The organism is Synechococcus sp. BA-120 BA3, assembly GCF_034931285.1.
Taxonomy (GTDB): domain Bacteria; phylum Cyanobacteriota; class Cyanobacteriia; order PCC-6307; family Cyanobiaceae; genus Cyanobium.
On record NZ_JAYGHZ010000287.1, the window covers coordinates 1 to 12,060 of the forward strand.

Consider the following 12,060-nt stretch of genomic DNA (forward strand, 5'->3'; position numbering starts at 1 on the left):
GCCGTGAGCCGCTGCTCGCTGCCCGCGGCGGTGCGGATCGCCACCGTCCAGGGATCGAGCAGACGGGCCTCGCCGCGCAGCACCTCCACCCCCAGGCCCTCGTAGCGCTCGACGCTGTCGTGGGGGGCCACGGCCGCCACCTTGTCGGCCACCCGCTCCAGCACCCGGCGCAGGTTCAGCCGCGGCTCCAGCGGCTCGAGACCGTAGCGGTCGGCCCGGCGCAGGCGCGCCGCCAGCCGGGCTGAGCTGATCAGCGCCTTGCTGGGCACGCAGCCGGTGTTGAGGCAGTCGCCGCCCATGGCGCCGCGCTCCACCAGCGTCACCCGCGCCTTGACGGTGGCGGCGATGTAGGCGGTCACCAGTCCCGCCGCTCCGGCGCCGATCACGATCAGGTTGCGGTCGAACCGGCGTGGCCGGATCCAGCGGCGGTAGAGCCGCCAGGTCTGCCAGCGGCCCAGGACCGCCTTGGCCAGCCAGGGGAACAGGGCCAGCAGCAGCAGCGACCCCAGCAGGGGCGGGCTGAGGATGCCGCCGATCCCGCGCAGCTGGGCCAGCTGGGTGCCGGCGTTCACGTAGACGAAGGTGCCGGGGAGCATGCCGATCTGGCTGGTGAGGTAGAAGCTGATGGCCCGGATCGGCGTCAGCGCCATCAGCAGGTTCACCAGGAAGAAGGGGAACACCGGCGCCAGCCGCAGGCTGAGCAGGTAGAGCACCCCGTCGCGGGCCACCCCGGCCTCGATCGGAGCCAGCTGGCGGGCGAAGCGTCGCCGCACCGGCTCCCGCAGCAGGGTGCGGGCCACCAGGAAGGCCAGCAGGGCGCCGATGCTGGAGGCGAACGACACCAGCAGGGTGCCCAGCCCGACCCCGAAGATCGCCCCGCCGGCCAGGGTGAGCACCGCGGCCCCCGGCAGCGACAGGGCCGCCACCAGCACGTAGAGCAGCAGGTAGGCGCCCGCCACCAGCAGGGGGGCCTGGCGCCGCTGCTCCAGCAGGGCGCCATGGGCCGCCTGCAGGGCCTCCAGGGTGAGCTGGCGGTGCAGGCCGAGTGCGAAGAACAGGAGCATCACCAGGGCGATGGCGGCGATCAGCAGCCGCTGGCGCCAGCGAGACGGGGAGCGCGGTGGGTCCATGGGGAAAGCCGTTCCCTCTTCCTACCGGTGAGCCGGCGTTTCGGATGGCCCCGGCCCCAGGCGGGCGGCCATCCATTCGATCCATTCGCCGGTACGTTCATCAACAGGGGACGTCCATGCCCAATCCGGGATCGGCCATGGCACTGGGGGCCATCCAGGTGGTGATTCCGGCGCGCGACGAATGCCGGACGATCGGCCACGTCATCGGCCAGCTGCGCCGCCAGGGACTCGACCGCATCCGGGTGGTCGACAACGGCAGCCGCGATGGCACTGCCGCCATCGCCCGCCAGCTGGGGGCGGAGGTGCTCAGCGAACCCCGTCCCGGCTACGGCCGCGCCTGCTGGCGGGGGTGCCTCGAGCTCGCCCCCGCTGTGGACTGGCTGCTGTTCTGCGATGGCGATGGCGGCGACCCGCTCGAGGAACTGCCCCGCTTCCTGGAGCTGATCGACGACCACGACCTGCTGCTTGGCGACCGCACCGCCACCGCCGTGGGCCGCGCCTAGCTCACGCCCCTTCAGCGGGGCGGCAACCGGCTGGCCACGACGCTGATCGGCCTCGGCTGGAGGTTCCGTTACCGCGACATGGGGCCGCTGCGGCTGGTGCGGCGGAAGGCCTTCGCGGCGATGGCCCTGCGCGACCGGGGCTATGGCTGGACCCTGGAGATGCAGGTGCGGGCCATCGAGCTGGGCCTGCGCATCCGCGAGGTGCCGATCTCCCATCGCCCGCGCCTGGCCGGCACGTCGAAGATTTCCGGGCGCTGGGGCGCCAGCCTCCGGGCCGGATGGGTGATCCTCACCACCCTGGGCCTGCTGTGGCTGCGGCGCGTCCTGCGGCGAGGGCCGCGTTGATGGCGCTGTCCTCCCTGCTGCGGCGCCTGCAACTGCCGGCCAGTGCCCTGCTGCTGATCGGCGGGGCGCTGCTGATGCGCCCCCACGGCGACCTGTTCGACGCCGCCCAGCTGCTGCCGTTCTGGCGGGCGGCCGCCTTGATGGGGCTGGGTTTCGCCCTGTCCTGGTCGCTGCCCACCATCCCCCGGGTCCTGTTCTGGGCCGTGGCGGTGCTGACGCGGCTGGCCCTGCTGGCGATGGAGCCCGGCGACGACATCTGGCGGTACCTCTGGGAGGGGGGGATCCAGCTGCATGGGTTCAGTCCCTATGCGCTGCCCCCGGATGCCGCGGTGCTGGAGGGGTTGCGCACGCCGTGGTGGTCGTCGATCAACCACCCCGACACCACCGCCATCTACCCGCCCCTGGCGCAGCTGCTGTTCCGGCTCCATGCCGCCGTGGCCCAGCAGGTGCTGCTGTTCAAGCTGTCGTTCACGGCCGCCGACCTGGCGATCGGCGCCCTGCTGGCGGCCCAGTTCGGAACGGCGCGGGCGGCGCTCTACGCCTGGAACCCCCTGGTGATCTATGGCCTCAGCGGCGGCGGGCACTACGACAGCTGGTTTCTGCTGCCGCTGGTGGCCGGCTGGCTGCTGGCCGAGCGGGAGCCCCCGCCCCAGGGCCAACGCCCCCAGGCCTGCATCGACCTGCTGCTGGGCCTGAGCGTGGCCCTCAAGTGGATCACCCTGCCGCTGCTGCTGCAGCGGGCCTGGAGCCGCTGGCGCCGCTTCCGCCGGCCAGCCCCAGTGCTTTTCACCCTGCTGCTGGGCCTGGCGCCGCTGCTGCTGGGGGCCTCCCTGTTCTGCGGCCTGAGCAGTTGCCCGCTGCTGCCCACCGGCTCCAGCTTCATCCGCCACGGCCGCAGCGCCGAGTGGCTGCCGCACTGGATCGGCCAGCTCTGGCCCTGGAGTCAGCAGACCAATGCGGTGCATGGGCTGCTGCTGCTGCCGGTGCTGCTGGTGCTGCTGGTCACCAGCGCCCGGCTGGGGGTCTTCGCCTGGCGCTACCTGCTGGTCCTGCTGCTGCTCTCGCCGGTGGTGCACGCCTGGTACTTCATCTGGCTGATGCCCTTCGCCGTGCCCAGCCAGAACTGGGGGGCGCGGCTGGTGAGCCTTTCGGCGTTCGTCTATTTCGTGCTCCCCTCACGCCTGCCGGACTGGCAGCTCACCACCCCGGAGCGGCTGCTGCTGTGGCTGCCCCTGCTGCTGGGGCTGCTGCTCAGCGCCCGGGATCGAACCGAATCGGCCCCTGGCCGGTAATTCCCTGGTCGTCCTCCGCTTCGCCATGGTCCGTGTCCGCTCCCGCACCCCGCTGCTGCTCGCCTGCGGCCTGGTGCTGATCACCGCCACGGGCTGCGGCGGCGGGCCGGTCTTATGGACGGCGGTCGAGGCCAGCCGCCCGTCCCCGGTGGCCACCGCCCCCCAGCCGCCCCTTGATCCAGGCCCCTACAACGCGGTGCTGCGGTCGGTGGTGGATGGCCAGGGTCTGGTGGATTACGCCGCCCTGCAGCGGGATCCGGCCCAGCTCGATCGCTATATCAAGGCGCTGGGCGCCCTGGCCCCCGAGCGCTTCGCCTCCTGGCCGGAGGCGGAGCAGATCGCCCTGCTGATCAACGCCTACAACGCCTTCACCCTGCGCGCGATCATCGACAACGATCCGATCCGGCCCAGCATCAGGGACATTCCCGGTGTGTGGAAGTTCCGCCGCCACCAGCTGATGGGCCGCGGCCTCACCCTCGATGCCATCGAGCACGAGATCCTGCGTCGCGAGTACAACGAACCCCGCATCCACGCGGCCCTGGTGTGCGCCGCCCTCAGCTGCCCGCCCTTGCGGCAGGAGGCCTTCACGGGGGCGGCGCTGGAGCGCCAGCTGGAGGATCAGACGACCCGCTGGCTGGCCAGCCCCGTGGGCCTGGCGATCGACCGGGCCGCAGGCACGGTGCGGATCTCCCAGATCTTCCAGTGGTTCGCTGAGGACTGGCCGCGGGCCGATCCGCAGGCGGAGCCTGTGCCGGGCCACGCGCAGCAGAGCGCCGTGCTGCGCTTCATCGCCCGCTACCGCCCCGCCGCGGAGCGCGACCTGATCCTGGGCGGCGACTACCGCTTCGCCTACCTCCCCTACGACTGGGACCTGAATCGCCAGAGCCGCTGACCCCCCAACGGGGTCAGGCCGCCGGCTCCTTCAGCAGGGCACCGATGCGTTCGGCCAGCTCATCGAAGCAGGCGGAGAACGCCTGTCGGGCCTGCTGAGGCTCCTGGTGGGCGGCGGGATCGGCCAGGCCCCAGTGCACCCTGGCCGGGTCCCCCGGGAACGTGCCGCAGCTTTCGGCCGCATGGTCGCAGACCGTAACCACCAGATCGAACGGCGTCGTCGCCGCCGCCATCACCGACGCCAGGCTTTTGCTGCCGTACAGGGACGGGTCCACGGGAAGGCGGCCGATCTGCTCCAGGGCCAGGGGATGGACCCGACCCGTCGGGGCGCTTCCGGCGCTGACGACCTCGATCGCCCCCTCACCCAGGGTCTGGAAGAGTGCTTCGGCCATGATGCTGCGCGCCGAGTTGCCGGTGCAGACCACGAGCACCCGCCGTCGGGCGGGCCCACCGGGGCGGGTGGATGGCATCGGATTGGTCATGGTTGGGATCAGGGATTCCAAGTGATGGCTCGATCGGCAGGGGTGTGCTGAGCGGGCCGCGTGGCCTCAGCTCAGGGCTCCACCGCAGCTGGAGCCGGCGCCGGCCGTGCAGCCGAAGCAGTGGTCGGCCACGGCGATCGGCTCCCCAGCAGGGTCCCGCTCCAGCAGCTGGCGCAGGTGGGCCCTGGGGCTGCCGCTGCCGGCCGGCAGGTCGAGCATCTGGTTGAAGTCGCAGTCGTAGAGGAATCCCTGCCAGTCGACGCTGAGGGTGCTGCGGCACATCACCTGGGCCAGGTTGGCCGGGTTGTGGTGCTGGCGCAGCAGCGTCATGTAGCCCTCCAGCTGCCCCTGCTGTCGCAGCACCGCCGCGAAGCGCTGGATGGGCATGTTGGTGATCGTGAACAGGCGGTTGAACCGGAGGCCGAAGCGAACGGCCAGCTCCCGCCGGTAGTCGGCCTCCAGGGCGGCCTGGGGGGGCGGCAGGCTGGGCCCCTGGGGGTTGTACACCAGATCCAGTTCCAGGCCCGAGTCCGGATCGCCGTAGCCCAGGGCGTTGAGCTGGCGCAGGCCCGCGAGGCTGCGCTCGAACACCCCATCACCGCGCTGCCGGTCGACGTTGTCGGCCAGGTAGCAGGGCAGGGAGGCCACCACCTTCACCCCCTGCCCGGCCAGGAAGGTGGCCAGGTCTTCCTGGCCGGGCTCACCGAGGATGGTGAGGTTGCAGCGGTCGATCACAGCCACCCCCAGCCCCCGGGCCTGGCGCACCAGGTCGCGGAAGCCGGGGTGCAGTTCCGGGGCGCCGCCGGTGAGATCCAGGCTGGCGATTGCCCGGGCCCGCAGCACCGCCGGCACCAGGGCGGTGGTGGCCGGATCCATCATCTCGGTGCGGCTGGGGCCGGCATTCACGTGGCAGTGGCTGCAGCTCTGGTTGCAGCGGTAGCCCAGGTTCACCTGCAGGGTGTCGAGCCGGCCGCGACGCAGGGCCGGGAACGGCGGGGCCAGGGTGGTGGTAGGGCCGTTCGGATCGGCAACGCCCATGGATGGAGGGGAGGGATACCGGGGGTACCGGCCGGGCGGCGAAACGGATTGGTTGGGGAGGCCGGCAGGCTCAGGTGGTCTGAACCGCGGCCTCCGGCTGGCCACCGATCACGAGCCGCAGCAGAACCGGGGCCAGGAAGGTGGTGCCGATCACCATCAACAGGATGGCGGCTTCCAGGGCCGGGGTGAGGATGCCGGCCTGGGTGCCCAGGCCCAGGAAGATCAGACCCACCTCGCCCCGGGGCATCATCCCCAGACCCACCACCAGCCGGTTGGTGGGCTCCTTGCTGGTGTAGGTCCAGCCGGCGGCCACCTTGCCGGCCACGGCCACCACCAGCAGGAACAGGGCCACCACCAGCCCCTCGCGGTTGGCGGGATCGAAGGGGTTCAGCACCGAGAGGTCCATGCCGGTGCCGATCAGCACGAAGAACACCGTGGCGAAGAGGGCGACCAGCGGTTTGACAGCGGCTTCGATGTCGTGGGTGTGCTTAGAGGCGCTGAGGATCAGCCCGGCGGCGAAGGCCCCCAGGGCGGCCTCCAGGCCGATGGCCTGGGCGGCGAAGCAGCAGAGGGTGAGCACCACGAAGCTGGCCACCGCCACATCGCCGGGGGCCTTGAGGTGGTCGACCACCCAGTCGAAGGCGGGGGCGGCGAAACGGCTGAGCGCCAGGGCGACGGCCACGAAGATCACCGCCGCGACGCACAGCTTCACGACCGGTCCGAGGGTGAAGGAACCGCCGCCGGCCAGGGAGACCACCACCGCCAGGATGACGATCCCGAGGATGTCGTCGAGCACGGCGGCGCCGATGACGATCTGGCCCTCCTTGCGCTTCAGCCACTGCAGCTCCCCGAACACGCTCGCCGTGATGCCGATGGAGGTGGCCGTCATGGCGGCACCGGCGAAGACCGCCGGAATGAACGGAACGTGGAACAGGTAGTAGAGGCCGGCGGTGCCGAGGGCGAAGGGCAGCACCACCCCGGTGAAGGCCACGGTGCCGGCCTGGATGCCGACGGCCACCAGCTCGTCGAGCTCGCTTTCGAGGCCCGTGAGGAAGAGCAGGGAGAAGAGGCCGATCTCGGCCACCACCTGGAGGCTGGAGAAGGTCTCGCGGTAGAGGGAGGAGACGGTCTCCGGGGTCACCCCGCCCAGGGAGCTGACCAGCCCGAGCAACGCACCGCTCAGCTGGGCCTGGGCTTCGGGGGGCACCACCAGATGCAGACCGGAGGCGCCGATGATCACCCCGGCGACCAGCTCGCCGAGGATGGTGGGCAGCTGCAGCCGCACCATCAGTTCGGCCATGAAGCGGGCGGCCACGAAAATGACGAGAAAACGGCCAACCCCGATCAGGGTTTCCGTCACTTCAACCTGGTGGCTGCCGACTTCCATCAGCAGCGTGGGCAAGAAATCCATCCGGGGGAGGGCGGGGTGGCAGCAGTTTTAGTGGAATCAAGAGCGGTCGGTTGCCTGGAACACGCCAGAACCCACTGGAGAGTGTGATCGATCCGATCAGCAGTGGTGATCAGTGCCCGTGATCCATCGGGAGGGAGACGGGAGGGCGAGGGCCCGGGGCGATGGCACGGAGTGATCCAGGCGGCGTGGTGGATCAGAACTTGTGATCGCGCAGGGCTTCCACCTGGTAGATGTAGGTGATGATCGAGTAGTCCGCGTAATACTTGGCCTCGATCTCGCGGGTGATCTGGTCCGCCAGTTCACGGGTGCCGGTCAGGACTTCGATTTTCACATTGGCGAGGGTGTGGGACACACTCGGCTCTCCCGTGGAGCGGACGTTGCGGCTGCCTTCGCCACCGGCCGCATTCACGGTGTAGCCGGTGGCGCCGGCGGCCTTGATGAGCTTGATGAGTTTCTTGGAGAGGATTTCCTCTGCAACGATCACCAGTTTCCAGACCTGTTGGCTCATGGTCTTTGCCTCTGAATGGGATGGGATAGGAGACTTGGCAGTGACAGGAGAGTTGGCAGTGACAGGAGACGTTACTTGCCGAGAAGCACCTCTGCAATCCCGATGAACAGGGGGATGCAGATCGCGATCGCCACCGGCGTTCCGATGGCCGTGGACGCGCCGATGTAGGCCGAAGGATTGGCTGAGGGGATGCCGGCACGAAGGGTGGGGGGGCCGGAGATGTCCGAGCTGGAGGCGGCGATCACCGCCAGGACGACCGCGCCACCGATGCTGAAGCCGGTGATCTTGTGGATGACAAGCCCGAGGCCGAAGGCCAGAAAACCATGCAGGATGGGGGCAAAGAAGGCATAGATGGCAAACCACTGGGCCACTTTTCGCAGCTCGCTCATGCGTTGGGCAGCCTCCATCCCCATGATGATCATCAGCACCGAGAGGAAGCCGCGGAACAGGGGGTTGAAGAAGCTCTCGTACACCGGCTCCGGCTTGGTGAGGATGCCGAGGGCCACGCCCAGCAGCAGGGAGGTGACGGCCGAGCTCTGCAGGCTCTCCTTGATGATCGGCCAGATCTCGATGTTCTCGGACGCCCGTCCGCCCTGTTTTCTGAGGTAAACGCTGGCCACCACGATCGCCGTCACCAGTGCCGGGATGTCCATGAAGGGGTAGAGGGCCGCTGTCCAGGCTTCAAAGGGGATCTTGGCGGCATCCAGCTGGGGGAGAACCGCGGCCAGGGTGGAACCGCTCACCGCGCCGAACAGGCCACCGGTGGCCACGGCGTCGGCCACCTTGATGCCGGGCAGTTTCCCGAGGGTGTAGCGGCCGATGAACACGATCGCGATGCCAACCAGCACTGCGGCGATCGCGGGCAGAAGGATCTCGGAGGGGTTGGAATTTCGAATGGCGATTCCACCCGTCAGGCCGATCTTCATCAGCAGGAAGAAGCTGATGAATTTGTAAATCGAATCTGGGATCGCCAGCTGGCTGCCGAGGGAGGCTACCACGATGCCTCCGATCAGGAAGCCGAGGGTCGGGGACTGAAACTGCTCGATGAAGAGCGGGATGAAGTCGGATAGGAAGGCCACGTTGTGAGTTTGCAACTCCTGTAATTAACGAGTGGAAGGTAGCAGGCCCGGAAAGCCGATGTCTGGGCGATGACAGCCATAAGGCATCGTTATCATCGTATGTTCGGCTGTCTAATGACGACCAAGAAAGTCAGGGTATGCGTTCTGCTCTGCCGCAGTAATCCTTCTGCGGCACATCGAGAAGAGGCGATGGTCGGCGCTGCTTTTCAGCGAATGAAGACATGCTTCTCCGCGTCGTGCTCAGAAGCATTCTGGCCGCTGGCTGCGACGATATCGATGCAAGCTCCAGCTGGCCTGTTGACGATGTTCTTCTATGCGCAAAGTGCAGGTCTGCCAAGGCTTCTGGCCTGGGCAAGACATGGTGGATCGCCGGATCATGCTTGTCCGCTTTCGCGTCGTCAGGCCCTCAATGGCTTGGCGACGGCCATCTCCAGATCACACGTCTTCAGGACCGATGCGGCGTGACTGGGGTCGGATGGGTTCACATGCAGACAGGCGCGAACTTGACGACAGGGAGGGCAGGACGAGCCGGCGCAAGATTGCGATTCTCATCGGCCCTGGCCCTGAAACGGGCGAGGACACCCAGAGGGCGTGACTAACACCTATGGTTGCGCCCACCACACCTGTCTGTAGTGATGGCAACCGATTCGGCGGCCCCTCGGCCACCCAGCTTCCGCCTGCTCAACCACATCAGCACCAGCAACATCAAGGGGGATCTGTTCGGAGGGGTCACGGCCGCGGTGATCGCCCTGCCGATGGCCCTGGCGTTCGGTGTGGCCTCGGGTGCCGGCGCCGCCGCCGGCCTCTGGGGGGCCGTGCTGGTCGGGCTGTTCGCGGCCCTGTTCGGCGGCACCCCCACCCTGATCTCCGAGCCCACCGGACCGATGACGGTGGTGATGACGGCCGTCATCGCCAGCCTCACCGCCCAGGATCCGGAGAACGGTCTGGCGATGGCCTTCACCGTGGTGATGCTGGCCGGGGTGTTCCAGATCGTCTTCGGGCTGCTGAAGCTGGGTCGGTACATCACCCAGATGCCTTACACGGTGATCTCGGGCTTCATGAGCGGCATCGGCATCATCCTGATGGTGCTGCAGCTCGGCCCCTTTCTCGGCCAGGCCATCCCCAAGGGCGGCGTCATGGGCACCCTCACCACCCTGCCCTCCCTGTTCGCCAATGCCCGCCCGGCGGAAGTCACTTTGGCGGTGGTCACCTTGGCGATCCTCTGGTTCACCCCGGCCAGGGTCAAGAAAGTCGCCCCGCCCCAGCTGATCGCCCTGGTGCTGGGTACGGTCCTTTCCCTCACCCTGCTCACCGGCGGTGCCGGGGCAGAAGCCGGCGGCGAGGGCATCCGCCGCATCGGTGAGATCGCCTCCGGTTTCCCCACCCTTCAGCTGCCGCATGTCGCCCTGCCCCAGCTCCGGGTGATGCTGATCGATGCCGCCGTGCTGGGCATGCTCGGCTGCATCGACGCCCTGCTCACCGCCGTGATCGCCGACAGCATCACCCGCACCGAGCACGATCCCAACAAGGAACTGATCGGCCAGGGCCTCGGCAACCTGGCCTCGGGCCTGTTCGGCGGCATCGCCGGCGCCGGCGCCACGATGGGCACCGTCGTCAACATCCAGGCGGGGGGCCGCAGCGCCCTCTCCGGCATCAGCCGTGCCCTGATCCTGATGCTGGTGATCCTGGCGGGTACCCGCCTGGCGGCCCAGATCCCCCAGGCCGTTCTGGCCGGCATCGCCCTGAAGGTGGGCTTCGACATCGTCGACTGGGGTTTCCTGAAGCGCGCCCACCGCATCTCGATCACCGGGGCGCTGATCATGTATCTGGTGATCGCGCTCACCGTGCTGGTCGATCTGATCGCCGCCGTGGGCATCGGCGTGTTCATCGCCAACATCCTCACGATCGACAAGATGAGCGCGCTGCAGAGCAAGTCGGTGAAGTCGATCTCCACCGGCGATGGCGATCTTTTGCTCAACCCGGAGGAGAAGACGCTGCTGGATCAGGGCAAGGGGGAAGTGCTGCTGTTCCAGCTCACCGGGGCGATGATCTTCGGTGTCGCCAAGGCCATTGGCCGCGAGCACAACGCCATCGGCGTCTGCAAGGCGGTGGTCTTCGATCTCACCGAGGTGTCCCACCTGGGGGTCACCGCGGCCCTGGCGGTGGAGCTGGCCGTCGAGGAGGCGATCGAGAAGGGCCGCCAGGTGTTCGTTGTCGGCGCCAGCGGCACCACCCGCCAGCGGCTTGAGAAGCTCGGCCTGTACGCCAAGCTGCCGCCGGAGCGCACCACCCTCAGTCGCTACGACGCTCTCCAGCAGGCCGTTGCCGCCCTGGCCTGAGCCCGTTCCGGGTCCCGTCACCCCGGTCCCCATCATCAAGGATGGGGACCGTGCTGCTCCTTCCCTGCGATGTCCGGTTCCCGGCCGCTGTGTGCTTCTGATGCCGATGGGGCCGCGCTGGAGGCCCTGGCGGAGCTGGTGGCGATCGTGGACCGGCTGCGGGATCCCCAGGGGGGCTGCCCCTGGGACCTGGCCCAGACCCACAGCACCCTGATCCCGTATGTGATCGAGGAGGCCCATGAGGTGGCCGACGCGATCCGTCGGGGCGACGACGATCACCTGGCCGAAGAGCTGGGCGACCTGTTGCTGCAGGTGGTCCTGCATGCCCGCATCGCCAGTGAGGCGGGGTGCTTCGACCTGGCCGCCGTCGCCCGCGCCATCGCCACCAAGCTGGTGCGCCGCCACCCGCACGTGTTCGATCCGGCGGTGGAGCGGGCCGACGATCCGGAGGCCGTGCGTCGCAGCTGGGAGGCGATCAAGGCCGCCGAGCGCCCGCAGCCAGCCAGCGCCAGCCCCCTCAGCGACCGGCTGGCGGAGAAGGTGCGCGGCCAGCCCGCCCTGGCCGGTGCCATGACCATCTCGCGCAAGGCCGCCGCCGCGGGCTTCGAGTGGGATGCCATCGAGGGGGTGTGGGCCAAGGTGGAGGAGGAGCTCGACGAGCTTCGGGAGGCCGTGGCCAGCGGCGACCGGGCCCACGCCCAGGAGGAACTGGGCGACGTGTTCTTCACCCTGGTGAATGTGGCCCGCTGGTGCGGCCTCGACCCGGAGGAGGGCCTGGCGGGCACCAACCGCCGCTTCCTCGACCGCTTCTCCCGGGTGGAGGCGGCCCTGGGCGGAGATCTCGGCGGCCGTCGCCTCGCGGAGCTGGAGGGCCACTGGCAGGCGGCCAAGGCCCAGATCCGCTCCGAACAGGATCCCGGCCCTACGGCTCCTCCGGCGGACCCTGCCGCCGGCGGCTCTTGAGCGACCCGCGCTGCCGTTTGGCCTTCAGCCGCCGCTCCACCGCGCCCCGGCTGGGCATGGTGGGCCGGCGGGGCGGCGG

12 protein-coding genes are annotated in these 12,060 nt (G+C 69.1%); 6 read left to right on the top strand and 6 right to left on the bottom strand.

Annotated features, from left to right (window positions below):
- The coding region (locus VB737_RS11550; RefSeq protein WP_500313104.1) for a TVP38/TMEM64 family protein at positions 1–1,130 on the bottom strand (1,130 nt) is incomplete at its 3' end.
- Between the two features lie 116 nt (positions 1,131–1,246).
- Between VB737_RS11550 and VB737_RS11555 the strand changes: the two genes are divergently transcribed.
- The 4 genes from VB737_RS11555 to VB737_RS11570 all read left to right on the top strand — a co-directional run bounded on the left by VB737_RS11555 (position 1,247) and on the right by VB737_RS11570 (position 4,162).
- Complete coding sequence (locus VB737_RS11555; RefSeq protein ID WP_500313105.1) at positions 1,247–1,633, top strand: glycosyltransferase; 387 nt, start codon at positions 1,247–1,249, stop codon at positions 1,631–1,633.
- Positions 1,634–1,711: 78 nt separating this feature from the next.
- A complete protein-coding gene (locus tag VB737_RS11560; RefSeq protein WP_500313107.1) occupies positions 1,712–1,978 on the top strand; it encodes a hypothetical protein in 267 nt (88 codons plus the stop codon).
- The gene (locus VB737_RS11565) at positions 1,978–3,270 is read left to right on the top strand and encodes a hypothetical protein (protein ID WP_500313108.1); all 1,293 of its coding nucleotides are present in this window, start codon (positions 1,978–1,980) and stop codon (positions 3,268–3,270) included. Before VB737_RS11560 ends, VB737_RS11565 begins: the two co-directional genes overlap by 1 nt.
- Positions 3,271–3,295: 25 nt before the next feature.
- Positions 3,296–4,162: a DUF547 domain-containing protein gene (locus VB737_RS11570; RefSeq protein ID WP_500313110.1), complete on the top strand. Its 867-nt coding sequence runs from the start codon at positions 3,296–3,298 to the stop codon at positions 4,160–4,162.
- Positions 4,163–4,175: 13 nt separating this feature from the next.
- Here the strand turns inward: VB737_RS11570 and VB737_RS11575 are convergent, their stop codons facing one another.
- From VB737_RS11575 to VB737_RS11595, 5 genes are all read right to left on the bottom strand, one after another.
- Positions 4,176–4,643, bottom strand: coding sequence for an arsenate reductase ArsC (locus tag VB737_RS11575; protein WP_500313112.1), 468 nt, complete (start codon positions 4,641–4,643; stop codon positions 4,176–4,178).
- Between the two features lie 66 nt (positions 4,644–4,709).
- A complete protein-coding gene (arsS, locus tag VB737_RS11580) occupies positions 4,710–5,681 on the bottom strand; it encodes an arsenosugar biosynthesis radical SAM (seleno)protein ArsS (RefSeq protein WP_500313114.1) in 972 nt (323 codons plus the stop codon).
- Positions 5,682–5,751: 70 nt separating this feature from the next.
- Complete coding sequence (locus VB737_RS11585; protein ID WP_500313116.1) at positions 5,752–7,092, bottom strand: cation:proton antiporter; 1,341 nt, start codon at positions 7,090–7,092, stop codon at positions 5,752–5,754.
- Positions 7,093–7,285: 193 nt separating this feature from the next.
- On the bottom strand, positions 7,286–7,600 hold the full coding sequence (locus VB737_RS11590) for a P-II family nitrogen regulator (protein ID WP_500313118.1): 315 nt from the start codon (positions 7,598–7,600) through the stop codon (positions 7,286–7,288).
- A gap of 71 nt (positions 7,601–7,671) precedes the next feature.
- Complete coding sequence (locus tag VB737_RS11595; RefSeq protein ID WP_500313120.1) at positions 7,672–8,679, bottom strand: sodium-dependent bicarbonate transport family permease; 1,008 nt, start codon at positions 8,677–8,679, stop codon at positions 7,672–7,674.
- Positions 8,680–9,314: 635 nt separating this feature from the next.
- On the opposite strand from VB737_RS11595, the gene bicA reads away from it, so the two are divergent.
- Both bicA and mazG read left to right on the top strand, forming a co-directional pair.
- A complete protein-coding gene (gene bicA, locus VB737_RS11600; RefSeq protein WP_500313122.1) occupies positions 9,315–11,018 on the top strand; it encodes a bicarbonate transporter BicA in 1,704 nt (567 codons plus the stop codon).
- 69 nt (positions 11,019–11,087) lie between these two features.
- The gene (mazG, locus tag VB737_RS11605; protein WP_500313124.1) at positions 11,088–11,981 is read left to right on the top strand and encodes a nucleoside triphosphate pyrophosphohydrolase; all 894 of its coding nucleotides are present in this window, start codon (positions 11,088–11,090) and stop codon (positions 11,979–11,981) included.
- The last annotated feature ends 79 nt before the right edge of the window (positions 11,982–12,060 follow it).

Excerpts from the sequence above, each read along its gene's own strand:
- VB737_RS11575 (WP_500313112.1), bottom strand. The coding sequence starts at position 4,643 with ATGACCAATCCGATGCCATCCACCCGCCCCGGTGGGCCCGCCCGACGG.
- bicA (WP_500313122.1), top strand. The coding sequence starts at position 9,315 with ATGGCAACCGATTCGGCGGCCCCTCGGCCACCCAGCTTCCGCCTGCTC.
- VB737_RS11590 (WP_500313118.1), bottom strand. The coding sequence starts at position 7,600 with ATGAGCCAACAGGTCTGGAAACTGGTGATCGTTGCAGAGGAAATCCTC.
- VB737_RS11560 (WP_500313107.1), top strand. The coding sequence starts at position 1,712 with ATGGGGCCGCTGCGGCTGGTGCGGCGGAAGGCCTTCGCGGCGATGGCC.
- arsS (WP_500313114.1), bottom strand. The coding sequence starts at position 5,681 with ATGGGCGTTGCCGATCCGAACGGCCCTACCACCACCCTGGCCCCGCCG.
- VB737_RS11570 (WP_500313110.1), top strand. The coding sequence starts at position 3,296 with ATGGTCCGTGTCCGCTCCCGCACCCCGCTGCTGCTCGCCTGCGGCCTG.
- mazG (WP_500313124.1), top strand. The coding sequence starts at position 11,088 with ATGTCCGGTTCCCGGCCGCTGTGTGCTTCTGATGCCGATGGGGCCGCG.
- VB737_RS11585 (WP_500313116.1), bottom strand. The coding sequence starts at position 7,092 with ATGGATTTCTTGCCCACGCTGCTGATGGAAGTCGGCAGCCACCAGGTT.
- VB737_RS11565 (WP_500313108.1), top strand. The coding sequence starts at position 1,978 with ATGGCGCTGTCCTCCCTGCTGCGGCGCCTGCAACTGCCGGCCAGTGCC.
- VB737_RS11555 (WP_500313105.1), top strand. The coding sequence starts at position 1,247 with ATGCCCAATCCGGGATCGGCCATGGCACTGGGGGCCATCCAGGTGGTG.